Below are 23,566 nucleotides of genomic sequence, written 5' to 3' on the forward strand. Positions count from 1 at the left end.
CCCGGCCCGTCCCTGACGTGATGCTGGCCACCCTGCAGGCCCGCTTCGGCGAACGCCTGTCGACCGCGCTGGCAGTGCGCGAGCAGCATGGCCGCGACGAGTCGCCTTTCGATGTGCCGCCGCCGCAGGCGGTGCTGTTTGCCCGCTCCACCGAGGAGGTGGCGTTCGCGGTGCGGCTGGCCAACGAGCACCGGGTGCCGGTCATTCCCTATGGTGTCGGCTCTTCCCTCGAAGGGCACCTGTTGGCCGTGCACGGTGGCCTGTGCATCGACCTCGGGCAGATGGACCAGGTGCTTGCGGTCCAGCCGGAGGACCTGACTGCCACCGTGCAGGCCGGAGTGACGCGCAGCCGCCTCAATGAAGAGATCCGCCACACCGGCCTGTTCTTTCCGATCGATCCGGGGGCCGATGCCTCCGTCGGCGGCATGAGCGCCACCCGTGCCAGTGGCACCAACGCCGTGCGCTACGGCACCATGCGAGAGAACGTGCTGGGCCTTACCGTGGTGACGGCCAGCGGCGAGGTGGTGCGCACCGGCACCCGGGCCCGCAAGTCCAGCGCCGGCTACGACCTCACCCGGCTGTTCGTGGGCAGCGAGGGCACCCTTGGCGTGATGACCGAAATCACCGTGCGGCTTTATCCCCAGCCGGAGGCGATTTCAGCCGCCATCTGCAGCTTCCCCCGTCTCGATGCGGCGGTCAATACGACGATTGCGGTGATCCAGAGTGGCGTGCCGATTGCACGCTGCGAACTGCTGGACGTGAACACGGTGCGAGCGGTGAACCGCCATGACAAGCTCCAGCTGCGTGAGGGCCCGATGCTGCTGATGGAGTTCCACGGCTCGCCGAGCTCGGTGGCCGAGCAGGCCCAGACGGTGCAGCAGATTGCCAGCGAGCTGGGCGGCGAGGACTTCGAGTGGGCCACCACGCCGGAGCAGCGCAGCCGCCTTTGGACAGCGCGCCACCATGCCTACTTCGCGGCCTTGCAGCTGCGGCCCGGCTGCCGTGCGGTGACCACCGATACCTGCGTGCCCATCTCGCGCCTGGCCGAGTGCCTGCTCGACACGGTGGCCGAGGCGGACGCCGCCGGGCTGCCGTATTTCCTGCTCGGCCATGTCGGCGACGGCAACTTCCATGTCGGCTACCTGATCGACCCGGCCAGTGCCGAGGAACGGGAGCTGGCCGAGCGATTGAACCGCCAGCTGGTCTCGCGGGCGATCCGCCTCGAAGGCACCTGCACAGGCGAGCACGGCATCGGGCTGCACAAGATGGACTTCCTGCAGGACGAGGCAGGGCCGGGCGCAGTCGCCTTGATGCGTTCGATCAAGCAGGCGCTCGATCCGAACAACATCATGAATCCAGGGAAGATCTTCGTCCTCTGAAGCACGACCAGCCGATGGCAGGTGCATGAGAAGCAGGAAAGCCGGCGCCTGCGGGCGGCCGGCTTTCTCGCGGGGCTCGGCATGCACCCATGCCCGGTGTACGCCAGCTCAGCTCTTGGGCGCGGCCACCGTCCACTGTCGCTGCACCTGGCCTCGGCCGTCGACGCTTTCCAGGTGGACGTCGAAGCCCCACAGCCGGGCCACATGCTTCAGCACTTCCTGCGCATCGTCGTTCAGCGGTCGGTTGTTGTGCTGGGTGTGGCGCAGGGTCAGCGAGCGGTCGCCGCGCAGGTTGACGCTCCAGACCTGGATGTTGGGCTCGCGGTGGTTCAGGTCGTACTGGCGCGACAGGCTCTCGCGCAACTCACGGTAGCCGCTGTCGTCATGGATGGCGGCAACCTCGAGCTCCGGCTCGCTCTCGTCGTCCCGGATCGAGAACAAGCGGAAGTCGCGCATCATCTTGGGCGAGAGGAACTGGCCGACGAAGCTCTCATCCTTGAAGTTGCGCATGGCGTAGTCGAGTGTCGTCAGCCAGTCGCTGCCGGCAATGTCGGGGAACCAGCGGCGGTCTTCGTCGGTCGGTGCCTCGCAGATGCGCTTGAGGTCGGTGTACATGGCGAACCCAAGCGCATACGGGTTGAGGCCACTGTAGGCGCGGTGGCCCACCGGCGGCTGGTAGATCACATTGGTGTGTGACTTCAGGCACTCGAGCATGAAGCCATCGGCCAGCTGGCCGCGGTCGTACATCGTGTTGAGCAGCGTGTAATGCCAGAAGGTGGCCCAGCCTTCGTTCATCACCTGCGTCTGGCGCTGCGGGTAGAAGTACTGCGCCACCTTGCGCACGATGCGGACGATCTCACGTTGCCAGGGCTCCAGCAGGGGCGCGTTCTTCTCGATGAAATAGAGCAGGTTCTCTTGCGGCTCCGCCGGGAAGCGCTTGGCCGCTTCCTCTTCCTCGGCACTGCGGTCGGCGCGACGGGGCAGGGTGCGCCAGAGGTCGTTGACCTGCTGCTGCAGATAGGCTTCGCGTTCGGTTCGACGCACCTGTTCCTGTGCGAGCGAGAGCTTCTGCGGACGGCGGTAGCGGTCCACACCGTGGTTCATCAGTGCGTGGCAGGAGTCGAGCAGATCTTCGACCGCTTCGACACCATGGCGCTCCTCGCATTCGGCGATGTAGTTCTTTGCATAGACCAGGTAGTCGATGATCGACGACGCATCGGTCCACATGCGGAAGAGGTAGTTGCCCTTGAAGAAGCTGTTGTGGCCGTAGGCCGCATGTGCGATCACCAGGGCCTGCATCGCCATCGTGTTCTCTTCCATCAGGTAAGAGATACAGGGGTCCGAATTGATGACGATCTCGTAGGCCAGTCCCATGAAGCCGCGGCGGTAGTTCTTCTCGGTGGCGATGAACTGCTTGCCATAGGACCAGTGGCGATAGATCACCGGCATGCCGACGGAAGCATAGGCATCCATCATCTGCTCGGCCGTGATGATCTCCAGTTGATTGGCGTAGGTGTCGAGCCGGTAGCCTTCGGCGGTGCGGGCGATCGCGTCGTGGTAGGTTTCGATCAGGTCGAAGGTCCAGTCCGACGGGCTGGGCAGCGGTTCGTGGGCGCGCGGGCTCTTCGGCGTGAGCAGGGTGTCGGTGATCATGTCGGCGCTCCCTCCTTCTTGAACAGGTCCCGGAACACGGGGTAGATGTCAGCGGCATCCGAGACCTTGCGCATCGCAAAGTTCTTGTGGCCATCGAGCAGCTGGGTGTACTCCTCCCAGAGGTTTTGCTCGGCCTCGGCCACCTGCACATAGGCGTAGTAGCGGCACAGCGGCAGGATCTGGTCGGCCAGCAATTCGCGGCAGCGGCCGCTGTCGTGGTGCCAGTTGTCGCCGTCACTGGCCTGAGCGCCGTAGATGTTCCACTCGCCGCTGGGGTAGCGCGACTTGATGATGTCCTGCATCAGCGTCAGGGCGCTCGACACCACGGTGCCGCCGGTCTCGGTGGCGTGGAAGAACTCGTCCTCGCTGACCTCCGCCGCCTGGGTATGGTGGCGGATGAAGACCAGCTCGATCTTCTCGTAGTGCTTGGTCAGGAACAGGTACAGCAGCATGAAGAAGCGCTTGGACATGTCCTTGCGCGCCTCATCCATCGAGCCGGAGACGTCCATCAGGCAGAACATCACCGCCTTCGCGCTGGGCACCGGCACGCGCACCCGGTTGCGGTAGCGCAGGTCGATGGGGTCGAGATAGGGGATGCGCCGCAGCCGCGCGCGCAATTCCTCGATGGCGGCTTCCGTCTCGCGGATCTCTCGGGCCACCAGCAGGTCGGTGGGGTGGGGATGCCGCTGCAGGTGCTCCAGGTGTTGCTCGAGCTGACGCAACTCCCGACGTGAATCGCCGCCGAGCGCGATGCGCCGGGCCAGCGCACCTCGCATCGAGCGCACGACATGCAGGTTGTTCGGGGTGCCATCGCTGGTGAAGCCTGCGCGGTGGCTTTTCCATTCCGGCACTTCAGCCAGTTGGGTGCGGATCAGGTGGGGCAGGGCCAGGTCTTCGAAGAAGACCTGCATGAACTCTTCCTTGCTGAGGTGGAAGACGAAATCGTCGTCGCCCTCGCCGCTGTCGCTCGCATTGGAGCCGCCGCCCTGGCCGCCGCCGCCTTGCGGCCGCTCGATGCGGTCGCCTTTGACGTATTCCTTGTTGCCGGGGTGCACGTATTCGCGCTTGCCGCCCTGGCCGTGGCTGAACACAGGTTCGGAGACGTCGCGCCGCGGCAGCGTGATGTCCTCGCCTTGCTCCAGGTTGCGGATGCCGCGACCGCTGACCGCACGGCGCACCGCATCGCGGATCTGCTCGCGGTAGCGGCGCAAGAAGCGCTCACGGTTGCCGATGGACTTGTTCTTGCCCGACAGCCGCCGATCGATGATCTGTTGGAGCATGGGCATGGTGTGCCTTCCGGGGTGGTGCTGTTTGGACCTACAAGAGCGGGCCGGAGTTCGCGGCGGGCGGGACGCGGGAGCCGCAGCGGCAGCGGGGGGAACCACACCGGGTCCGCATGCCGTTGCGTCCTTCTAGCGCCCTGGAGCTGTGCCCGCCTGGAACTGCCGGTCCACTTGCAGCTCGCTCAGGAACTCTTGCGCACCCGCAGGTACCACTCGCACAACAGCCGCACCTGCTTGGGCGTGTAGCCCTTCTGCACCATGCGGTTGACGAAGTCCTCGTGCTTCTTCTGCTCGTCGGCGCTGCTCTTGGCGTTGAAGCTGATGACCGGAAGCAGCTCCTCGGTGTTCGAGAACATCTTCTTCTCGATCACCGTGCGCAGCTTCTCGTAGCTGGTCCACAGCGGGTTCTTGCCGGCGTTGTTGGCGCGCGCGCGGAGCACGAAGTTGACGATCTCGTTGCGGAAGTCCTTGGGGTTGCTGATGCCGGCCGGCTTCTCGATCTTCTCGAGCTCCGCGTTCAGCGAGGCCCGGTCGAAGATCTCGCCGGTGTCGGGATCGCGGTACTCCTGGTCCTGGATCCAGTAGTCGGCATAGGTGACGTAGCGATCGAAGATGTTCTGACCGTACTCGGAGTAGCTTTCCAGGTAGGCGGTCTGGATCTCCTTGCCGATGAATTCGGCATAGCGCGGTGCCAGCAGCTCCTTGATGTAGGAGGTGTACTTCTGCTCGGTTTCCGGCGGGAACTGCTCGCGCTCGATCTGCTGTTCGAGCACGTACATCAGGTGCACCGGGTTGGCGGCGACCTCGGTCGAGTCGAAGTTGAAGACCTTGGACAGGATCTTGAAGGCGAAGCGGGTCGAGATGCCGCTCATGCCTTCATCGACGCCCGCGTAGTCGCGGTACTCCTGGATCGACTTGGCCTTGGGGTCGGTGTCCTTCAGGTTGTCGCCGTCGTAGACCTGGGCCTTGCTGAAGATGCTGGAGTTCTCGGGCTCCTTGAGCCGGGTCAGCACCGAGAACTGGGCCATCATCTTCAGCGTGCCAGGCGCGCACGGTGCCTGGGCCAGCGAGGAGTTGCGCACCAGCTTCTCGTAGATCTTGATCTCTTCGCTCACCCGCAGGCAGTAGGGCACCTTGACGATGTAGATGCGGTCGAGGAAGGCCTCGTTGTTCTTGTTGTTGCGGAAGGCCTTCCATTCGCTCTCGTTCGAGTGCGCGAGGATCACGCCGTCGAAGGGAATGGCGCCGAAGCCTTCGGTGCCCTTGTAGTTGCCTTCCTGGGTGGCGGTGAGCAGCGGGTGCAGCACCTTGATCGGTGCCTTGAACATCTCGACGAACTCGAGCAGACCCTGGTTGGCCAGGCAGAGGCCACCGGAGTAGCTGTAGGCGTCGGGATCGTCCTGGGCATAGGTTTCCAGCCGGCGGATGTCAACCTTGCCGACCAGCGAGGAAATGTCCTGGTTGTTCTCATCGCCCGGCTCGGTCTTGGCGATGCCGGTCTGACGCAGGATGGAGGGGTAGCGCTTGACGACCTTGAATTGCCGGATGTCGCCACCGAACTCTTCCAGCCGCTTGACGGCCCACGGCGACAGGATGCGCTGCAGGTAACGCCGGGGAATGCCGTATTCCTTTTCGAGAATGCCGCCGTCTTCATCCGGATCGAACAAACCCAGCGGTGATTCGTTCACCGGCGAGCCCTTGATCGCATAAAACGGCACGTGCTCCATCAATTGCTTCAGGCGTTCGGCAATCGAGCTCTTGCCGCCGCCGACCGGGCCGAGCAAATACAGGATCTGCTTCTTTTCCTCCAGGCCCTGGGCTGCGTGCCGGAAATAGGACACCACCTGTTCGATGGAATCCTCCATGCCGTAAAACTCGCGGAAGGCCGGATAGATCTTGATGACCTTGTTCGCGAAGATGCGAGACAGCCGCGGGTCATTGCGGGTGTCGACCACCTCCGGCTCGCCGATGGCCTTGAGCATGCGCTCGGCCGCAGTGGCATAGGCCAGGGGATCGCGCTTGCAGATGTCGAGGTACTCCTGCAGGGAGAGCTCCTCTTCCCGGGTGCGCTCGTATCGAGCGGCGAAGTTGCTGATGACGTCCATCGCAGACCTCCTAATCCCTTTCCGACTCCGCGTTCAACCCATCTTCGGGCTTCGCGCATTGCCATGGTTTCAGCATGGGCGAAAAACTACTATGCGCATGCCTTGTACAAAAGGCGAAACACCAATCTGTTCCCCGACTCTACTGTGCAAGGAGCGTGCCCTCGCCTGGCATCGTTGTCACACGTTGCGAATACAGCGTGTGCCTGACCGAAGGAGAGCACAGGCTCGGCGAAAGTTCCACGGGGTATTTGCGGTCAACGGCATCCGTCTGTGACATCGTGCGCGCGCTTTCCCCCATGCGCGGGGGACGGCTTCATCAAATCAAGGAGGCTTTTGCGCAGCTCGGCCATGGCTGTTGCGAAGCGGTGCGCGGCTTCGCGAGGCAGGGCTGCGCGGGCCAGCGCGGGTCGGCGTCGACCGAGGGAAGCTGGTGGCATCGGTCGTGGCAGCGGCTTCAGGATGCAGCGGCTGTCGCAGGGCAGCCACACCGCCCGCAGCCACCGGGACCGGGCGCTTGCGGCTCACCTACCCTCGACGGTGCCAGTGCAGGCGGCTGACGCTGAGTGCGCCATGGCGTCGGGCAGCTGCAAGCAACGGCAGGCTTGAGGGGGGCTTGGACCAGCGTGACGGCGGTGGCCAGCGAATCGCGGCCACCAGCCTGTCCGGCAGCGCAAGACGGGGGCTTGGGAGACCGACTGCCGGTACTCGGCAGCTTTCCCGGGCAGTCGTCGGGGCGGCCGCTACTTGGTGGACAGGCCCAGCTTGTCCAGCAGGCCGTTGAGTTCCTCCAGCGAGCCGAAGCCGATCACGACCTCACCCTGCTCACCCCGTTTGGTGCGTTTCTTGACGCGGATCTCGACCGGCGCGGTCAGCCGGTCGGACAGCTCTTCCTCGATGCGTGAGATGTCGCGCGACTTGTCCTGCTTGACCCGCAGCAGTGGCGACTGGCGCGCATGAGTGGCCTTGTTCGCCAGCTTTTCAGCCTCGCGCACGCTCAGCTTGCGCGAGACGATCTCGTTGGCGCTGAGGATCTGCTGTGCGCCTTCCAGCGGCAGCAAGGCCCGGGCATGGCCCATGTCGAGGTCGCCGGCCATCAGCATCTGCTGTACCGGCTCGGCCAGGTTGAGCAGGCGCAGCAGGTTGGACGCGGCACTGCGCGAGCGTCCGACTGCCTGGGCGGCCTGTTCGTGGGTGAGGCCGAATTCGCTCACCAGCCGCTGCAGGCCTTGCGCCTCCTCGAGCGGGTTGAGGTCTTCCCGCTGGATGTTCTCGATCAGCGCCATCGCGGCGGCGGCTTCGTCCGGCACTTCCTTCACGAGCACCGGCACTTCGGCAAGCCCCGCCAGCTTGGCAGCGCGCGAACGCCGCTCGCCGGCGATGATCTCGTACTGCTGCTCGCCCAGCGGACGCACCAGGATGGGCTGCATGATGCCCTGCGCCTTGATGCTTTCGGCCAGCTCATAGAGCGAGCCCTCGTCCATCCGGGTGCGCGGCTGGTACTTGCCGGGGCGCAGTTGCTCGAGCTTCAGCGTGGACGGCCTGCCTTCGCGGGCGGTGTCTGGCGAACCGGGGCCGGTGTCGCTCACTTTGGGGCCCAGCAGGGCTTCGAGGCCGAGGCCGAGGCCTTTCGGTTTTTTCGTGACCATGGATTTCGTCCGATGAGCAGGAGCGGGTTCAGGTGCGCGCCAGCGCTTCCAGCAGCGCGCGGCCCTGTGGCCAGTCGCCCAGGCCGGATTGGCTGTTGATGTGGCCGTACGGGCCCAGGGTGACCACCTCGGCGCCCCAGTCGGAGGCCATCGCGGCAGCGCGCTCGGGGCTGCAATAGGGGTCGTCGCTGCTGACGACGGCGGTCGCCGGGAAGGGTAGGCGCTGGCGGGGAATGGGGCGCCACGAATAGAGCTGCGGTGGCATGTCGGCCTGCTCGGTGTCGGGCGGCGCGACCAGCAGCGCTCCCCTGACACGGTCGGTGTGACGGGAGTGCGCGGCCCAGGCAGCCACCAGCTGGCAGCCCAGGCTGTGGGCCACCAGCAGGGCCGGCCGCGGGTCGGCCAGCAGCGTGTCTTCCAGGCGCGCCATCCAGTCGCCACGGCGCGGCCAGTCCCAATCGTCCTGCTCCACGCGCTGGTCGCCGTGCAGGCGCTCCCAGCGGCTTTGCCAATGGTCGGGACCGGAGTTCTGCCATCCAGGCAGCACAAGGATGCGGTGGGTCATGCTGAAAGAGGAGGGCGGCTGTCGGGCAGGGCCGAAGCGCCGCGATAGTGATAGGCGTAGCCGTCGCGGAAGCCGATGCGATGGTACACGGTGCGTGCCGGCAGGTTGTCGGCATCGACCTGCAGGTAGGCGGTGCGGGCGCCTTCCGCGCAGGCGCGGCGCAGCAGCTCCAGGCAGAGCCGGGTGGCCCACCCCTGACCACGCGCCTGTGGCGCGGTGATGACGTCGTAGAGGCCCACCAACGGCCCTTCCACCGCGTACTGGCCGCAGGCCTGCACCTGGCCGTCGCCATCGCGCAGCACGAAAGCGCGGTAGGGCACCGGGGAGTGGGCCAGTCGCTGCGCCTGTGCGGGGACCTGGGCGGCCGGCGAGCCACGCAGCTGGCCCAGCACCTCGGCGCAGGTGACGGCATCCACGGCGTCCAGCGGCAGGGCCGCTGCGGCGGGCAGCGTGTGCAGCAGGTCTTGCAGGACCATCACCCGGGTGTCGTCGAAGGCGGGCAGGCCCAGGTCGGCCAGCCCCGCATCCAGGCCGGCTGGTTCTGCAAAGGGCGTGATGCGCACCATCAGGGGCAGGCCGGCCGCTTCGAGCACCGGGGCGCAAAGCGCCAGCTTCTCGGGCAGCGGCAGGCGGCCTGGCGCGATGGGATTGATGCTGCGGGAGCGCTTGGCCTTGCCGGGCGAGTAACGCACCAGCCAGCCGTCGATCAGGCGCTGCTGCGGCGGCGCCGAAGCATTCAGGCCAGCCTCCTCGATGCGGGCCAGCAAGCGGTCGGGGAGGCTTGGATGCGATGCGGTCATGGGGGCGGGGGATGGCGAGGAGGGGGCGCCGCGTCTCAGGGGCGCATCTGGCCTGCGGCCGGACCGGAGACAGTGACGCGCCCCTCGGACGATTCGATCACCACCTGCCCCTTGTACATGCGCAGGGTGTCGGTGCTGACCGAGTCGATGACGATCAGGTTGGCCAAATTCATGCGCGTGCGCAGGTCCACCACCGCTTCCTTCTTGTCGTCGGAGAGGGTGATGCGGTCAACGTTGAGCGTGTAGTCGATGCCGTATTCGGAGCCGGCCGGCAGGCTGCGGTCGAGTTGCGTCTTCATGTCGAAGAAGTCGCGCAGGTGCTGGCAGCTGGCGTCGCGGTCGGTGGTTTCCGGATGCGCCTGGCCCGCAATCACTTGCATCACGTGGCCGCGAAAGGTTGGGGACAACTGGGCGCACAGGGTCTCGGTGTCCTTTTGCTGCAGGGCGGCCGTCTGCGCGCGCAGGAAGTTGTGGACCTTGGCTTCGCTGACCTGCTGACGGTCTTTCCAGTAGTAAACACTCGCTGCGGCCAGCAGCAACAACAGAATCACCTTGCGCATCGCGGCGCCCCTCTCGCTCTTGTCTGAATCGATCCCGACGCGCCCTGCGCCGCCGGCTACAGGGTCTGGATGCGGGCGACCATCTCACGGGCGAAGTCGACATACGACTGCGCGCCCTTGGAGGCCGGGTCGAACACGACGCCCGGCTGGCCGTAGCTCGGTGCCTCGGCCAGCCGCACGTTGCGCGGAATGACGCTGTGGAACACCTTGTCGCCGAAGTGCTGCTTCAGCTGCTCGCTCACCTGGTTCTGCAAGGTGATGCGGGGATCGAACATCACGCGCAGCAGGCCGATGATCTTCAGCTCCTTGTTCAGGTTGGCATGCACCTGCTTGATGGTGTTGACCAGGTCGCTCAAGCCTTCGAGCGCGAAGTACTCGCACTGCATGGGGACGATCACCCCGTGGGCGGAGACCAGGCCGTTCAGCGTCAGCATGGACAGGCTGGGCGGGCAGTCGATGAGCACGAAGTCGTAGTCGGCATCGGCGGCGTCCAGTGCGGCTTTCAGGCGCCGCTCGCGGCGTTCCTGGTCGACCAGTTCGACCTCGGCGCCAGCCAACTCCCGATTGGCACCCAGCACGTCGTAGCCGCCCACCTCGGAGCGGGCCTTGGCATCGGCGATGGTGGCGGATTCGAGCAAGACTTCGTAGACGCTGCTGGACAGGGCGCGCTTGTCCACGCCCGAACCCATCGTGGCATTGCCCTGGGGATCGAGGTCGACCAGCAGCACACGCTGGCCGACCTGGGCCAGGCCGGCAGCCAGGTTCACGGCGGTGGTCGTCTTGCCGACGCCACCCTTCTGGTTGGCAATGCAGAAAATCTTGGCCATGGATTCAAAGGTCGAGGGTGTTCACCCCGAGCGCCGCGGCGGCTTGTCGCAGCAACGGGTCCCGGGTGGCCAGCGGCAGCCGGCGGCGAATCGCCAGGTCCAGGTAGGCGGCGTCATAAGGACTGAGCGCCGTTTCCCGGGCCAGGTAGAGCACTTCTCGGCGACCGCGCTCCGGTGCGGCGGCATCGATGTCGACCGGCAGGGCGTCCAGCAGGGCCAGGAACTCGGTGGCCCGGGCCTCGGTGATGCGCTGACAGCGCTGGGCCCGCTCGAGCAGTTGCGCGACGTCGAGGTGCCAGTGGATGGGCACCGCCACCCCGTGCTCGGTCGAGGCCTGCAGGAGAGCGTCAGCCGCCTCGGAGGCCTGGTCTTCGAAGCACCAGGCCAGGGTGACCGATGCATCCAGAACGCAGATGTGGCTGGCCATCTCAGCAGCGGCCTTCACCGCGCAACAGCTTCCAGTCCAGGTCGAGTCGATGCCCGGCCCGCAGGGCGCGCACGCGGGCCAGCAGTTCGTCCGCGCTTCGACTGGCCGGGGAGAGAGGCGCCAGGCGGGCGATGGGACGGCCATGGCGGGTGATGACGATCTCCTCGCCTTGTTCCACCCGTTCAAGCAGGGCCGACAGGTGGGTTTTGGCTTCGAAGGCGCCGACGGTGGAGCTGTCCATCATTCTGGTCGGAGAAACTGGTTGGATTTTCCGCCGGGGGAGACAGGGGGTCAAGGCGGCGTTCTTCGAACCGGCGAAGAACAGTCGCGACAGATGTGAAGTGATGTGAGCCGGATCTAGCCACTGATGGGGCGCAGCCATACCAGGCAGCGCTCAGCGTCCAGGCCGGGAACAGTCAGTTGTTCCACGTGAAACACGCCGACCGCCAGGCCGAGTGCATCGATCTCCTCGTCCGGGCGCTTGCCTTTCATCGCCATCCACACGCCATTCGGGCTGAGGTGCTGGGACGTCAGCGACGTCATGTCGGGCAACGAGGCGAACGCCCGGGACGAGACGACCTGCGCACCGGCGGCGGGCAAGTCCTCGATGCGGGCATGTTCAGCCTTGAGGTTCTTCAGGCCCAGCTCGGCTGCAACCTGACGAACGAAGGTCGCTTTCTTGGCCACGGCGTCAACGCAAGTGACGGTGAGCTCAGGCAGGCACACCGCGAGGACCACGCCCGGCAGTCCACCGCCGCTGCCGACGTCGAGGAGGCGGGCTGCTGCACCGCCCAGATGTCGACGCAGCGGCGGCACCACTGCGAGGCTGTCCAGAAGGTGATGCGTCAGCATCTCGTCGGGCCTGCGAATGGCCGTGAGGTTATAGACCCGGTTCCACTTCTCGATCAGGCCCAGATAGCGGAGCAGCTGGGCCTGCTGCTCGTGGCTTAACTCGAGGCCCAGTGCTTCAGCACCCGAGGCCAGACCTTGCGCAAGGGCAGGGGAGGGGGCACCGGCACTCATGCTGAAGCAGCCCCTGCCGTGGGAGCGGCGCTCGGGATGGCTGCATCTTCGCGTAGGTCAGCGAAGCCCTTGAAGCGCCCTTTCTTCAAGTGGATCAACAGCAGGGAGACAGCGGCGGGCGTGATGCCGGACAGGCGCGATGCCTGGCCGAGGGTCTCGGGCCGATGCTTGTTCAGTTTCTGCCTCACCTCATGGCTGAGTGCCGTGACCTGCATGTAGTCCAGCTCTGCCGGCAACTTGAGGTTCTCGTAATGGGCCGCGCGCGCCACTTCCTCGTTCTGCTTGTCGATGTAGCCGGCGTATTTGATGCCGATTTCCACCTGCTCCACCACTGCCTTCGCCAGCTCTTCTCCCAACTCCGCCGACAAGGTTTCACGTGAAACGCCCGCCTCGGGGCGCGCGAGCCGCGCGATTTCTTCGACCTGCTCGTATTTCACCGTCGGACGGCGCAACAGGTCGGCGAGGTTGTACTCATGCTCGAGCGCCTTGCCGACCAGCCGCTCCGCATCGTGAGAGGCAAGGATGCCGGGGTGGACCCAGGTCGACTTCAGCTTCTGTGTTTCACGTGAAACCGCATCGCGCTTTCGATTGAAGGCGGTCCAGCGGACGTCGTCCACCAGGCCCAGCTCCCGGCCCCGTTCCGTCAAACGGAGGTCTGCGTTGTCTTCCCGCAGCTGCAGGCGGAACTCGGCGCGACTGGTGAACATGCGGTAGGGCTCCGTCACGCCCTTGGTGATGAGGTCGTCGACCAGCACCCCCAGGTAGGCCTCCTCACGGCCGGGCACCCAGGGGTCGCGGCCCTGCACTTGCAGCGCCGCATTCGCACCTGCGAACAGCCCTTGGGCCGCGGCTTCCTCATAGCCCGTCGTACCGTTGATCTGCCCGGCGAAAAAGAGGCCCTGGATGGCGCGCGTTTCGAAGCTGGACTTCAGCTCGCGCGGGTCGAAGTAGTCGTACTCGATGGCATAGCCGGGGCGCAGGATGTGCGCCTGCTCCAGTCCGGGCATGGAGTGCACCGCCGCCAGCTGGATGTCGAAGGGCAGCGAGGTGGAAATGCCGTTCGGATAGAACTCGTGCGTGGTCAGGCCTTCGGGCTCCAGGAAGATCTGGTGCGAGTCCTTGTCGGCGAACCGGTTGATCTTGTCCTCGATGCTGGGGCAGTAGCGCGGGCCGACGCCTTCGATGACACCGGTGAACATCGGGCTGCGGTCAAAGCCGGAGCGGATGATCTCGTGCGTGCGCTCATTGGTATGCGTGATCCAGCAGGGCACCTGCTGCGGATGCTGGGCGGCCGAACCCAGAAAGCTGAAAACAGGCACCGGGTCGAGGTCGCCCGGTTGTTCGACCAGGCGGGAGAAATCGATGGAGCGGCCGTCAATGCGGGGAGGCGTGCCGGTTTTCAACCGGCCTTGCGGCAGCTTCAACTCCTTCAGCCGGGCCGAGAGCGAGACCGCCGGCGGGTCCCCCGCCCGGCCGGCTGCGTAGTTTTGCAGGCCCACGTGGATCTTCCCGTCGAGGAAGGTGCCAGCCGTCAGCACCACCGCACGGGCCGCGAAGCGCACGCCGACCTGGGTCACCGCGCCCACCACCCGGTCGCCCTCAACGATGAGGTCGTCCACCGCCTGCTGGAACAGCCAGAGCCGCGGCTGGTTCTCCAGTCGCCGGCGGATCGCAGCCTTGTACAGGATGCGGTCGGCCTGCGCACGGGTGGCCCGCACCGCCGGACCTTTCGAGCTGTTGAGGATGCGGAACTGGATGCCACCCTCATCGGTGGCGGCCGCCATGGCACCGCCGAGCGCGTCGATTTCCTTGACGAGATGCCCCTTGCCGATGCCGCCGATCGACGGATTGCAGCTCATCTGGCCGAGGGTCTCGATGTTGTGCGTCAGCAGCAGGGTGTCGCAGCCCATGCGGGCGGAAGCCAGGGCCGCCTCGGTCCCGGCATGGCCGCCGCCGACGACGATCACATCGAATGTTTTGGGGTAGAGCATCTTGAACCTCGACAGCCGCCCCGGGTGGGCGCAGAGGGAAACCCGCTGGGCGCGGGCAAACCGTCAATTTTAGGAGGGGGGGCTGGAGAAGTCACTCCAGAGGGGTGTCCGCCGCCGTCGCGGCCGGAACCGCGGCGGCGACATCGGCAACTATGTCACTGCCGCGGCGGCCGCGGTGCACTGCGCACCCGGTGGCCGGTGGAAATTCGGGCGGGGCCGCGCAAGGCATCACGCCCGCCGGGGCCCGCCGCACGTGCGGGAACCGCCCATTCCGCTACAGTGCGGTGCTCCCCTCGGACTCTATTGGCCCTGCTGGCTTGTCATGCAATGCCGTTCCGGATGCGCCGCCTGCTGCATCGCTCCCTCCATCAGTTCCCCGATCCCCGGTATGCCCCAAGGCAAGCCGGCAGGGGTGCGCTGCGTCCAGCTGACCGAGGACAATCGTTGCCAGCTGTTCGGCCGGCCCGAGCGGCCCACGGTGTGCGGCTCGCTACAACCGGACCCCGACATGTGTGGCGACTCGCGGGAGCAGGCGCTGCGCTGGCTGGGGTACGTGGAGCAGGCCACCCAGCCTTGACGGCTGGGGCAGGGCGGCGCATCGCCGCGGCTCAGGTCGGCACGCGGCTCAGCGCGTCGAGGAAGCTGCGGCGCCACCAGTGCACGTCCTGCGTCCGGATGCGCTCCAGCAGCTTCTGGTGCCGGGACTGGCGCTCTTCCAGCGGCATCTGCAGCGCTTGCTGGATGGCCTGGGCGGTGCCCTGCACGTCGTAGGGGTTGACGAGCAGCGCCTCACGCAACTGCTCGGCGGCACCGGCAAAGCGCGACAGCACGAGCACACCGGGGTCCGCCGGGTCCTGGGCGGCGATGTACTCCTTGGCTACCAGGTTCATGCCGTCGCGCAGCGGCGTCACCAGTGCGACCCGCCCGATGCGGCACAGCCCCGGCAGGCGCTTGCGGGCCACCGTGCGGTGGATGTAGCGCACCGGCATCCAGTCGAGCTCACCGTAGTCGCCGTTGATCTTGCCGCAGAGGTGCTCCAGCTCGTGCCGGATGTCGGCATAAGCGTCAACGCTCTCGCGGGTGGGCGAGGCGATCTGGATCAGCGTGGCGCTGTCGCGGTTCTCGGGGTAGCTGGCGAGCAGCTCCTGGAAGGCGCGGATGCGCTGCGGCAGGCCCTTGGAGTAGTCCAGCCGGTCGATGCCGATCAGCAGCCGGCGGCGCGAGTACTGCTCGCGCATGGTCTCGTAGGTCTCGCGTGCTTCCTTGCCGTGGGTCAGGCGGGCGAACTCGTCCACGTCGATGCCGATGGGGAAGGCGCTCACCCGCAAGGTGCGGTTGAAGGCGCGGTAGAGGTCGTCGCCGAGTTCCTCGGCCCCCGCCTCGGACTGCACGTAGCGGGAGAAATGGCTCACGTCGGCCTGGCTCTGCAGGCCCACCAGGTCGTAGGCGAAGAGCGCCCGGATCAGCCATTCATGGCCCGGCAAGGCGGCCAGGATGAGCGGCGGCGGCAGGGGGATGTGCAGGAAGAAGCCGATGCGGTTGGTGCAGCCCATGGCGCGCAACTCGGCGGCCAGGGGAATCAGGTGGTAGTCGTGCACCCAGATGACGTCGTCGGCCTTCAGCAGCGGCATCAGCTTGCGGGCGAACAGCTGGTTCACGCGGCGGTAGCCGGCCAGTGAGCTGGTGTTGAAGTCGGCCAGGTCGAGCCGGTAATGGAACACCGGCCACAGCACCCGGTTGGAATAGCCGAGGTAGTAGCTGTCATGGTCCTCGCGCGAGAGATCCACCGTGGCCAGCGTCACATTGCCGGCCTGGTGGAGGTGCAGCTCCCCCTCGCCGGGCGTGCCACCTTCGTTGGCCTCGACGATCTTGCCGCTCCAGCCGAACCAGACGCCACCGGTGGCGTTCAGCGTCTCGCCCAGGGCGACCGCCAGGCCGCCGGCGGCCGCCTTGCGCGGATCGGCCAGGCGGTTGGAGACGACGACAACACGTCCCATAAATGTCCTCCTCAGCAAAGTTGCCCGCCGGGCCCTCTTGCCGGGGACCCAGGCGCGTTAAAGGCGTGCGCCGGCTGCCCCTTGGAACGCTAGATCTGCGTGTCCCAGGGCACCGACAGGCGCACGGCTCCGTTGATCAGGCCCACCATCGAGTAGGTCTGGGGGAAGTTGCCCCACATTTCACGTGTCAGCGGGTGCGTGTCCTCCGACAGCAGCCCGAGGTGGTTGCGCGCGTCCAGCATGGCCTGGAAGATCTCGCGCGCCTGCTCCTTGCGGCCGATGCGCGCGAGCGCGTCAATGCGCCAGAAGGTGCAGATGTTGAAGGCCGTCTCCGGCTTGCCGAAGTCGTCCGGCGCCTCGTAGCGCCGCATGTAGGGGCCATCGCACAGCGAGTGCTCCAGCGCGTCGACGGTGGCCACGAAGCGCGGGTCGCGCGGGTCGATGAAGCCGACCTCGGCCATCAGCAGTGCGCTGGCATCGAGGTCGTGCCCGCCGAAGCTCTCGGCGAAGGCCTGTCGCCTCTCGGACCAGGATTCGTCGAGGATGCGGTGGCGGATCTCGTGGGCGCGGGCATGCCAGAACTGCGCCCGGTCGCCCAGGCCGAAACGGGTGGCGATCTTGCCAAGCCGGTCGCAGGCGGCCCAGCTCATCAGGGCGGAGGAGGTGTGCACGCGGGCCCGGGTGCGCAGCTCCCACATGCCGGCGTCGGGCTGGTCATAGACGCGGAAGGCCTGCTCGCCCACCGCCTCCAGCTGCTGGAACTCGGCCAGCCCGGCCGGCCGCAGCAGCCGCCGGTCGTGGAAGGCCTGGGCTGCGCCCAGGATGATGTTGCCGTAGACGTCATGCTGGAAGTGCTCGTGCGCCTGGTTGCCGACCCGCACCGGCCCCATGCCCCGGTAGCCGGGCAGGTGCGGCACGAACTGCTCCTGCAGGTCCAGCTCCAGGCCAATGCCGTAGAGCGGCTTGATGTGCCCGCCGGCGGCCTGCGAGACCACATTGCCCAGCCAGCGCAGGTAGTCCTCCATGGTGCCGATCTCGGACAGGCTGTTGAGCGCCCGCACCACGAAGAACGCGTCGCGCAGCCAGCAGTAGCGGTAGTCCCAGTTGCGCTGGCTGCCCGGCGCCTCGGGGATGCTGGTGGTCATGGCGGCGATGATGGCGCCGGTGTCCTCGAACAGCGAGAGCTTGAGGGTGATGGCCGCCCGGATGGTCGCCTCCTGCCATTCCAGCGGAATGTGCAGCCGGCTGCTCCAGACACGCCAGTAGGCGGCCGTGTCCTGCTCGAACGAGCGGGCGACCTCCCGGATGCCTTCCATCAGCGTCTCGTCGGGGCCGAGGATGAAGTCCATCGGCCGGTCGGCGACGAAGTAGGACTCGGCCAGGATGTAGCTTAGCGGTGCGTTGGTGGTCAGCCGGAGTGTCTGGTTGGGTCCGACATAGCGAATGTGGTGGCTGCCGCGGGTCACGGTCGGGACGGTGCTGCCCCAGTCGAAGCGCGGCCGCAGCACCACCCGCAGGCGCGGTGCGCCCGCAATGGGCTTGACCCGACGCACCAGCGACAGCGGCCGGAACATGCGGTTGCGGCTGAAGAAGCGCGGCGCGAAGTCGACCACCTCGATGCCCTGGCCGTGCGTGTCGTACAGCCGGGTGCGCAGGATGGCGGTGTTGGGCTCGTAGTACTGCTCGCTGCGCGCGAACGACTCCAGCTCGAAGCCCCACAGCGCGCCTTGTTCCGACGGATCGATCAGGGCGTTGAAGACCGGGTCGCCGTCGAAGCGCGGCAGGCAGCACCAGACGATGCGGGCATGGCGGTCCACCAGCGCGCTGTAGGCGCAATTGCCGATCACGCCGCAGTCGAGCGAGGAGGGCGAGGGCAGCCCGTGGAAGGGCGGCGCGGCCGCTGTTGGGTTCATTCGGTCGTTCTCCCTGGTTGGTCTTGTTCTGTCGAGTGTCGCTCAGCCGCCGTCCGCACTGCCGGTGGGTTGTGCAGCGAGCTGCGCGGCGCACCGTGCCAGCCAGCTGCGCAGGGCGGCCGGGTCGGCCAGCCGGTGGACGGCGGCGGTTTCACCTTCGCCGATCTTCAGGGTGTCGCCGCCTGCGGCCTGCACCGCGGCGAAGCCGGCCTCGTCCGTCACGTCGTCGCCCGCGAAAAGCGGGCGGCGGCCGAGGAAGGGAGGCTCCCGCAGGAAGGCCGCAATGGCATGGCCCTTGGTGGCCATCTCCGGCTTGGCTTCCAACACCATCTTGCCGTGCAGCAGCGTCAGCCCGCCCGCTTCGCGCACCGCGGCCTCCATCACCTCCACGCAGCGCTCACGCGCCTGCGGCCGCTGACGGTAGTGCAGTGCCAGCGCCCCCGGCTTGTGCTCGACCAGCAGCCCCGGCAGCTCGGCCGCCAGCGCGTCCGCGCGTTGTTGCACCAGGATAAGGCCGTCGGGCGCGGGCAGGCGCTGCAGGTAGCCGTCGGCGCTGCGCCGCTCGACGCCATGCACGCCGGCCGATGCCAGGTGCAGCGGCGCCAGCAAGGCGTCCAGCTGGGCAACGGGGCGGCCGGAGACGATGGCGATCGCCCCTTGCAGGGCCTGGTGCAGCGCGCGCAGCGTGTCGATCAACTCCGGCGGCACCCGCACCGCATCCGGGCGGGGTGCCAGCTCGGCCAGGGTGCCATCGAAGTCGAGGAACAGGGCGCTGCGGGTGTCGAGCGCGGGCAGGGAAAGCGGGGACGAGGGCGAGAACCGGGCGTGCTGCATCGCCCGGACGATAGGGCAAAAATCGCGCCTTCGCCGTCAGACAGGCACCGACGCTGGCCCGGCGGCCGCCCGCCCGACCCGCAGCGCCTGCCCCCAGCGACGCAGCCGGGCCACCAGCGGCGCATGCCCCCAGTACTTGTCGAAGAAGTAGTGGGCCACCGTGTTGAGCAGCGGCTCGATCAGCGTCATCGCGCCACTGATCGCGACGCTGCCGGTGAGCACATAGCCTACCGAGAACGAGATGCCGAGGTGCAGGATGCCGAAGCTGGCAGTCTTGGCCATTGTCTATTCCTTGCTCGATGTGCCTTGGAATAGTGTCTTCCTAAGGAAAGCAAATGGCTAATTGGTTCACTTGATGGTTCACATAGCAGGCGGTCATCCGAGCCCGTGTGCGAGCCGCGTTCCTCCGACATTTGCCAGGACACAAGCGGACCTCCTGCCTCGAATAATCGGGCACCGTCATGTGAAGGGTGTACCGCCGATGAGACGCCTGTTGCTGGTCCTCGCCACGGCCGTCGGGGCCGGAGTTGCCTACCTGTTGCTGTGGCCCGTGCCGATCGACCCGGTGGCGTGGCAGGCGCCGGCTGCGCCGGGCTACCAGGGCGCGCATGCCGTCAACCACCGGCTGGCGCAACTGCGCTCGCTCGACCTGGGAGGCGACGACGGCCCGGAGCATGTGGTGGCGAGGCCGGACGGCTGGATCTACATCGCCGTGCGCAGCGGCCGCATCCTGCGCATGCGGGCCGACGGCTCGGGACGCGAGGTGGCGGTGCACACCGGGGGACGACCGCTGGGCTTCGATTTCGATGCGGCCGGGGCGATGGTCATCGCCGACCCGATGTACGGCCGCCATGGCGCCTTGCTGAAAGCCACCGGCATCGGGCCCACCGCACGGTTGCAGGTGCTGGCCGACGAGGTGGAGGGCGACCCGCTGCGGTATGTCGACGCAGTGGTGGTGGCGCGCAATGGCAAGATCTACTTCACCGATGCCTCGCGCCGCTTCGGGCCCAAGGCCTGGGGTGGCACCTTCGAAGCCAGCGTGCTCGACATCATCGAGCATCAGGCCACCGGCCGGGTGCTGGAGCACGACCCGGCGACCGGCCAGACGCGCGTGTTGATGAGCGGGCTGTGCTTTCCCAATGGGCTGGCCCTGTCGGCTGACGAAAGCCACCTGTTCGTCAACGAAACCGGGGAATACCGCATCTGGAAGCTGGCCGTGCTGGCCCGCCAGCTCGACGCCCGGGCGCTCACCCTCGATGCGGCCCCGCAAGCCCAGGTGTTGCTCGACAACCTGCCGGGTTATCCCGACAACCTGATGCGCGGCCTGGATGGGCGGCTGTGGGTCGGCTTTGCCAAGCCGCGCAGCGAATTCATGGACGAGAGTGCCGACCAGCCGTGGCTGCGCCGCCTGACCCTGCGCCTGCCGCGCGCCTGGTGGCCGGTGCCGGCGGCGTACGGGCATGTGATGGCCTTCGATGAAACCGGCCGGGTGCGGGCCGACCTGCAGGACCCGAGCGGCGCCTATCCCGAAACGACCGCCATCACCGAGACGGCGGACCGGCTCTATGTCCAGAGCCTGCATGCCAAGACGCTCGGCTGGCTGGACAAGGCAGCCGCCGGCCTGTGAACCAGCCACCCCGCGGCGATGCCGGGACGGGGGCGCCGGGCAGGGCAGGCCGGCCCCGCGGGGCGGCGGGCACGCCCCGTGCCGCCGTGGCCGCATGAGCCACCCGCTGAAAAACCTGCTGCTGGGCCCGTGGTGGGCGCTGGCCTTGCTGACGCCGGCGAAGTCGTTCCGGGACAATCCGCTGATCGGCTCGCGCCGCCTGAACGACTGGGGCCTGCATGCCTGGCGGCTGCGCACCGCCCACGCACTGGCGGCTCAGCGGCGCGAACGGCTGGCCTCCCTGGTGTCGCCGCAGGACCGCGCCGCCTTCGAGCGAGACGGCTTCGTGCTGCGCACCGAGGCCTTGCCGCCCGCTGTCTTCGAGCGGCTGCGCGAGCGGGTGCTGGCCCACCGTGCCCCGGCGCGCGAGATGGTGCAGGGCGATACCGTGACCCGGCGCATCGCGCTCGATGCGGCCTTCCTGCGGGCCCAGCCTGAAGTGCGTGAGTTCCTCGCCGGACCGCTGTGGCACGGCCTGACACGCTATGTCGGCAGTTTCGACCAGGAGCCGGTGGGCTATGTGCAGACCATCCTGTCGCAGGTGCGCAAGGCGGCGCCCGATCCGCAGACCCGGCTGCATGCCGACACCTTCCATCCCACCGTCAAGGCCTGGCTGTTCCTGACCGATGTGGAGGCCGATGCGGGCGCCTTCTGCTATGTGCCCGGCTCGCACCGGCTGAGCCCGGAGCGCCTGGCCTGGGAGCGCGAGCTGAGCCTGGAGGCCGCCCGGCATGCCGACCGCTACACCGCCCGCGGCTCGTTCCGGGTGGCACGTGAGTCATTGCCGGCGCTCGGGCTGCCGCCGCCGCGGGCCTTCGACGTGCCGGCCAACACCCTGGTGGTGGCCGACACCTTCGGCTTCCACGCGCGCGGCCCGGCGGTGCGGCCCTCGGTGCGCATCGAGCTGTGGGGCTATGGCCGGCGCAATCCCTTCCTGCCGTGGGTGGGGGCCGATCCGTTGTCCTGGCCCGGTATTGCGCAGGCACGCGCGCCCGCCTACTGGCGCGCGATGGACTGGCGGGAGGCCTGCGGCGGCAAGCGCAGCCCCTGGCGCGATGCCGGGCTGCTGACGCCCAACGCACCGCCGCGGTCCCTGGAGTAGCCCTGGTGCGCCGATGCGGCGGGCCCGCGGGAGGCCCCTTCGCTATTCCCCCAGGGCCACCAGCTGAGGCGCGAGCTGCGGGGCCGACCAGCGCAGCGGCAGCGCCCCTGCCCGCCACCAGCCCGACTCGACGCGAAACCTCAACAGCCGCTGCGCGCCCGGCACCGCTTCGACTTCCGGACCGTCCCAGACGATCTCGGTACTGCCGGTCAGCTGCAGCAGCCCGCCGCGCTCGAAGTCGGGAAACAGCAGCCCGGCATGCGGCCACAGGCGGAGGTTGCCCAAGGTGTTGAAGAGGAAGTTGCCGCGGTAGTCGGGCAGTGTCAGCACGGTGCCGCCGGCATCCTGCGAGAGCGCGACAAAACCCGGCCGGCCGCCCCGGTGGGACACATCCACGCCCGCCGCGCCGGGTGCCGCGGAAGCGATGAACAGGGTGTCGGCCGCCGCCACCAGCGAGGCGGCCAGCGGCGACAGCTGCCGTGCCTCGGCACGCGGCGGGGCGGGCAAGCCGGCAGCCGCCGGCGGGACGAAGGAGGGCAGGCGCGCCTGGATGTACTGCGGGCAGTTGCCGAAGCTCTCTTCCACCTGCACGGTGAAGCCGTCGGCGCCGACCTCACTGATGCGGCCGTTCATGCGGTTGCGGCGCCGGGTTTCGAGCTGGATGCCCAGCAGCCCCAGCGGCTGGCCCACTGCCAGCCGGGTGGCCAGCGGATCGCCAGCGTCCACCCGGGCCTGCACCTGCAGCCGGCGCGCATCCGGGCTGCGCACAAAGCCCGGCTGGCCGCACAGCCAGGACGCCCAGGGGCGCTGCTGTTCGTCGAGGCTGCCCACCACCAGCAGCGGCAGTTGCTCGAACAGCTCGCGGTGCTGGTCGGGCATGAAGTCGCGGATCACCTTGCGGCCGACCTGCTCCATGCGCTCGCGCAGGCCGGCGCGGGCCTGCAGCTCCTGCTCGCCGGGGTGGAACGGCGAGCCCGTGTCGGGCCCGCCTGGCAGGGCGGCCGCGGCCGGTGAGCCGGGCAGGGGCGTGCTCATGGCCGCGGACCTGCCGTGGCGGAAGACGGCTGCTGCGGGGCCGGCACTGCCGAGCGCTGCATGCCCACGAAGCCCGGCAAGGCCTCGATGCGCGCCAGCCAGGCCCGCAGGTGGGCATAGGGCACCAGCGACACGCCGCCTTCGGGCGCATGCGCGGTGTAGGTGTAGAGCGCGATGTCGGCGATGGTGGGCGTGTCGCCGGCCAGCAGCCAGGAGCGGTCGGCGAGCCGGGCGTCGAGCTGGTCGAACAGGCGGGTGGCGATCTCGTGGCTGCGCGGGTCCAGCGGGCGGCCGAAGACGGCCGCCACCCGGGCGGCCGCGGGGCCGAGCGCCAGCGGGCCGGCGGCCACGCTGAGCCAGCGCTGCACCTCGCCAGCGGCGGCCGGCTCCAGCGGCAGCCAGTGGCCGCTGCTGTCGTAGCGGCGCGCCAGGTAGACCAGGATGGCGTTGCTGTCGGCCAGCGTCAGCTCGCCGTCCTCGATCACCGGCACCTGGCCAAAGGGGTTGCGGGCCAGGAAGGCGGGCTGGCGTTGCTCGCCGGCCTTCAGGTCGACGTCGATCCGCTGCACCGGCAGGCCGAGCAGCGACAGGAAGAGCTCCACGCGATGCGCATGGCCGGACAGGGCGTAGCGGTAGAGGCGGATCGGCTGCGCCGGCATGGAGGCTGAAGGGCGGCTCATGGGGGGCCTTTCTGTAGCTGGAAATGGATGAGGACGCCACCTTATTCATTTCGCAGGGAAGACAGAATCGCCGCCGTTGA

Annotated in this window: 22 protein-coding genes; 4 read left to right on the forward strand and 18 right to left on the reverse strand. The window is 67.7% G+C overall.

The window, feature by feature from the left end; translation table 11 throughout:
- The first annotated feature begins 20 nt into the window (after positions 1-20).
- Positions 21-1,379 carry an FAD-binding oxidoreductase gene (locus N7L95_RS15590; protein ID WP_435870104.1) on the forward strand — a complete coding sequence of 453 codons (1,359 nt, stop codon included), beginning with the start codon at positions 21-23 and terminating at the stop codon, positions 1,377-1,379.
- A 108-nt stretch (positions 1,380-1,487) separates the two neighbouring features.
- On the opposite strand, the gene N7L95_RS15595 is transcribed toward N7L95_RS15590, so the two are convergent.
- The 12 genes from N7L95_RS15595 to mnmG form a co-directional block, all read right to left on the reverse strand.
- Positions 1,488-3,032 carry a SpoVR family protein gene (locus tag N7L95_RS15595; protein ID WP_301256167.1) on the reverse strand — a complete coding sequence of 515 codons (1,545 nt, stop codon included), beginning with the start codon at positions 3,030-3,032 and terminating at the stop codon, positions 1,488-1,490.
- Positions 3,029-4,318: a YeaH/YhbH family protein gene (locus tag N7L95_RS15600; RefSeq protein ID WP_301256168.1), complete on the reverse strand. Its 1,290-nt coding sequence runs from the start codon at positions 4,316-4,318 to the stop codon at positions 3,029-3,031. Before N7L95_RS15600 ends, N7L95_RS15595 begins: the two co-directional genes overlap by 4 nt.
- A 179-nt stretch (positions 4,319-4,497) precedes the next feature.
- On the reverse strand, positions 4,498-6,420 hold the full coding sequence (locus tag N7L95_RS15605) for a PrkA family serine protein kinase (protein ID WP_301256169.1): 1,923 nt from the start codon (positions 6,418-6,420) through the stop codon (positions 4,498-4,500).
- Positions 6,421-7,160: 740 nt separating this feature from the next.
- Positions 7,161-8,066 (reverse strand): ParB/RepB/Spo0J family partition protein, encoded by a 906-nt coding sequence (locus N7L95_RS15610; RefSeq protein WP_301256170.1) that lies wholly within the window; start codon positions 8,064-8,066, stop codon positions 7,161-7,163.
- A gap of 28 nt (positions 8,067-8,094) precedes the next feature.
- A complete protein-coding gene (locus N7L95_RS15615; protein WP_301256171.1) occupies positions 8,095-8,631 on the reverse strand; it encodes an RBBP9/YdeN family alpha/beta hydrolase in 537 nt (178 codons plus the stop codon).
- Positions 8,628-9,431, reverse strand: a complete 804-nt coding sequence (locus tag N7L95_RS15620; RefSeq protein WP_301256172.1) for a GNAT family N-acetyltransferase — start codon at positions 9,429-9,431, stop codon at positions 8,628-8,630. Before N7L95_RS15620 ends, N7L95_RS15615 begins: the two co-directional genes overlap by 4 nt.
- Before the next feature lie 35 nt (positions 9,432-9,466).
- The gene (locus N7L95_RS15625; protein ID WP_301256173.1) at positions 9,467-9,991 is read right to left on the reverse strand and encodes a hypothetical protein; all 525 of its coding nucleotides are present in this window, start codon (positions 9,989-9,991) and stop codon (positions 9,467-9,469) included.
- A gap of 56 nt (positions 9,992-10,047) precedes the next feature.
- Complete coding sequence (locus tag N7L95_RS15630) at positions 10,048-10,818, reverse strand: ParA family protein (protein ID WP_301256175.1); 771 nt, start codon at positions 10,816-10,818, stop codon at positions 10,048-10,050.
- 4 nt (positions 10,819-10,822) lie between these two features.
- On the reverse strand, positions 10,823-11,263 hold the full coding sequence (locus tag N7L95_RS15635) for a type II toxin-antitoxin system VapC family toxin (RefSeq protein WP_301256176.1): 441 nt from the start codon (positions 11,261-11,263) through the stop codon (positions 10,823-10,825).
- A complete protein-coding gene (locus N7L95_RS15640) occupies positions 11,247-11,486 on the reverse strand; it encodes a type II toxin-antitoxin system Phd/YefM family antitoxin (RefSeq protein WP_301256177.1) in 240 nt (79 codons plus the stop codon). Before N7L95_RS15640 ends, N7L95_RS15635 begins: the two co-directional genes overlap by 17 nt.
- A 116-nt stretch (positions 11,487-11,602) precedes the next feature.
- A complete protein-coding gene (rsmG, locus tag N7L95_RS15645) occupies positions 11,603-12,268 on the reverse strand; it encodes a 16S rRNA (guanine(527)-N(7))-methyltransferase RsmG (RefSeq protein ID WP_301256178.1) in 666 nt (221 codons plus the stop codon).
- The gene (gene mnmG, locus N7L95_RS15650; RefSeq protein ID WP_301256179.1) at positions 12,265-14,259 is read right to left on the reverse strand and encodes a tRNA uridine-5-carboxymethylaminomethyl(34) synthesis enzyme MnmG; all 1,995 of its coding nucleotides are present in this window, start codon (positions 14,257-14,259) and stop codon (positions 12,265-12,267) included. The genes rsmG and mnmG overlap by 4 nt, the downstream gene beginning before the upstream one ends.
- A 322-nt stretch (positions 14,260-14,581) precedes the next feature.
- On the opposite strand from mnmG, the gene N7L95_RS15655 reads away from it, so the two are divergent.
- Positions 14,582-14,836, forward strand: a complete 255-nt coding sequence (locus N7L95_RS15655) for a YkgJ family cysteine cluster protein (RefSeq protein WP_301256180.1) — start codon at positions 14,582-14,584, stop codon at positions 14,834-14,836.
- A gap of 31 nt (positions 14,837-14,867) precedes the next feature.
- Here N7L95_RS15655 and otsA read toward each other — a convergent pair whose 3' ends face one another.
- The 4 genes from otsA to N7L95_RS15675 all read right to left on the reverse strand — a co-directional run bounded on the left by otsA (position 14,868) and on the right by N7L95_RS15675 (position 19,285).
- A complete protein-coding gene (otsA, locus tag N7L95_RS15660) occupies positions 14,868-16,256 on the reverse strand; it encodes an alpha,alpha-trehalose-phosphate synthase (UDP-forming) (protein ID WP_301256181.1) in 1,389 nt (462 codons plus the stop codon).
- An 89-nt stretch (positions 16,257-16,345) separates the two neighbouring features.
- Positions 16,346-18,169, reverse strand: a complete 1,824-nt coding sequence (locus N7L95_RS15665) for a glycoside hydrolase family 15 protein (protein ID WP_301256183.1) — start codon at positions 18,167-18,169, stop codon at positions 16,346-16,348.
- 42 nt (positions 18,170-18,211) lie between these two features.
- The gene (gene otsB, locus N7L95_RS15670; protein ID WP_301256185.1) at positions 18,212-19,003 is read right to left on the reverse strand and encodes a trehalose-phosphatase; all 792 of its coding nucleotides are present in this window, start codon (positions 19,001-19,003) and stop codon (positions 18,212-18,214) included.
- Between the two features lie 36 nt (positions 19,004-19,039).
- Positions 19,040-19,285, reverse strand: a complete 246-nt coding sequence (locus N7L95_RS15675; RefSeq protein WP_301256187.1) for a DUF2061 domain-containing protein — start codon at positions 19,283-19,285, stop codon at positions 19,040-19,042.
- A gap of 199 nt (positions 19,286-19,484) precedes the next feature.
- Here N7L95_RS15675 and N7L95_RS15680 point away from each other — a divergent pair, with 199 nt between their 5' ends.
- Together N7L95_RS15680 and N7L95_RS15685 are read left to right on the forward strand one after the other, a co-directional pair.
- A complete protein-coding gene (locus tag N7L95_RS15680; RefSeq protein ID WP_301256188.1) occupies positions 19,485-20,630 on the forward strand; it encodes an SMP-30/gluconolactonase/LRE family protein in 1,146 nt (381 codons plus the stop codon).
- 94 nt (positions 20,631-20,724) lie between these two features.
- Entirely contained in the window at positions 20,725-21,771 is a 1,047-nt protein-coding gene (locus tag N7L95_RS15685; RefSeq protein WP_301256189.1) for a phytanoyl-CoA dioxygenase family protein, read from the forward strand.
- A 42-nt stretch (positions 21,772-21,813) separates the two neighbouring features.
- On the opposite strand, the gene N7L95_RS15690 is transcribed toward N7L95_RS15685, so the two are convergent.
- A complete protein-coding gene (locus N7L95_RS15690) occupies positions 21,814-22,806 on the reverse strand; it encodes a pyridoxamine 5'-phosphate oxidase family protein (protein WP_301256190.1) in 993 nt (330 codons plus the stop codon).
- On the reverse strand, positions 22,803-23,486 hold the full coding sequence (locus N7L95_RS15695; RefSeq protein ID WP_301256191.1) for a glutathione S-transferase family protein: 684 nt from the start codon (positions 23,484-23,486) through the stop codon (positions 22,803-22,805). Before N7L95_RS15695 ends, N7L95_RS15690 begins: the two co-directional genes overlap by 4 nt.
- Positions 23,487-23,566 lie beyond the last annotated feature (80 nt).

It is taken from the genome of Eleftheria terrae (assembly GCF_030419005.1).
GTDB lineage: Bacteria > Pseudomonadota > Gammaproteobacteria > Burkholderiales > Burkholderiaceae_C > Caldimonas > Caldimonas terrae.

Coding starts and splice junctions, on each gene's coding strand:
- N7L95_RS15595 (WP_301256167.1), bottom strand. CDS start 3,032: ATGATCACCGACACCCTGCTCACGCCGAAGAGCCCGCGCGCCCACGAA.
- N7L95_RS15615 (WP_301256171.1), bottom strand. CDS start 8,631: ATGACCCACCGCATCCTTGTGCTGCCTGGATGGCAGAACTCCGGTCCC.
- otsA (WP_301256181.1), bottom strand. CDS start 16,256: ATGGGACGTGTTGTCGTCGTCTCCAACCGCCTGGCCGATCCGCGCAAG.
- N7L95_RS15640 (WP_301256177.1), bottom strand. CDS start 11,486: ATGGACAGCTCCACCGTCGGCGCCTTCGAAGCCAAAACCCACCTGTCG.
- rsmG (WP_301256178.1), bottom strand. CDS start 12,268: ATGAGTGCCGGTGCCCCCTCCCCTGCCCTTGCGCAAGGTCTGGCCTCG.
- mnmG (WP_301256179.1), bottom strand. CDS start 14,259: ATGCTCTACCCCAAAACATTCGATGTGATCGTCGTCGGCGGCGGCCAT.
- N7L95_RS15630 (WP_301256175.1), bottom strand. CDS start 10,818: ATGGCCAAGATTTTCTGCATTGCCAACCAGAAGGGTGGCGTCGGCAAG.
- N7L95_RS15605 (WP_301256169.1), bottom strand. CDS start 6,420: ATGGACGTCATCAGCAACTTCGCCGCTCGATACGAGCGCACCCGGGAA.
- N7L95_RS15590 (WP_435870104.1), top strand. CDS start 21: ATGCTGGCCACCCTGCAGGCCCGCTTCGGCGAACGCCTGTCGACCGCG.
- N7L95_RS15690 (WP_301256190.1), bottom strand. CDS start 22,806: ATGAGCACGCCCCTGCCCGGCTCACCGGCCGCGGCCGCCCTGCCAGGC.
- N7L95_RS15610 (WP_301256170.1), bottom strand. CDS start 8,066: ATGGTCACGAAAAAACCGAAAGGCCTCGGCCTCGGCCTCGAAGCCCTG.
- N7L95_RS15675 (WP_301256187.1), bottom strand. CDS start 19,285: ATGGCCAAGACTGCCAGCTTCGGCATCCTGCACCTCGGCATCTCGTTC.
- N7L95_RS15695 (WP_301256191.1), bottom strand. CDS start 23,486: ATGAGCCGCCCTTCAGCCTCCATGCCGGCGCAGCCGATCCGCCTCTAC.
- N7L95_RS15685 (WP_301256189.1), top strand. CDS start 20,725: ATGAGCCACCCGCTGAAAAACCTGCTGCTGGGCCCGTGGTGGGCGCTG.
- N7L95_RS15665 (WP_301256183.1), bottom strand. CDS start 18,169: ATGAACCCAACAGCGGCCGCGCCGCCCTTCCACGGGCTGCCCTCGCCC.
- N7L95_RS15655 (WP_301256180.1), top strand. CDS start 14,582: ATGCAATGCCGTTCCGGATGCGCCGCCTGCTGCATCGCTCCCTCCATC.
- N7L95_RS15620 (WP_301256172.1), bottom strand. CDS start 9,431: ATGACCGCATCGCATCCAAGCCTCCCCGACCGCTTGCTGGCCCGCATC.
- N7L95_RS15600 (WP_301256168.1), bottom strand. CDS start 4,318: ATGCCCATGCTCCAACAGATCATCGATCGGCGGCTGTCGGGCAAGAAC.
- otsB (WP_301256185.1), bottom strand. CDS start 19,003: ATGCAGCACGCCCGGTTCTCGCCCTCGTCCCCGCTTTCCCTGCCCGCG.
- N7L95_RS15680 (WP_301256188.1), top strand. CDS start 19,485: ATGAGACGCCTGTTGCTGGTCCTCGCCACGGCCGTCGGGGCCGGAGTT.
- N7L95_RS15625 (WP_301256173.1), bottom strand. CDS start 9,991: ATGCGCAAGGTGATTCTGTTGTTGCTGCTGGCCGCAGCGAGTGTTTAC.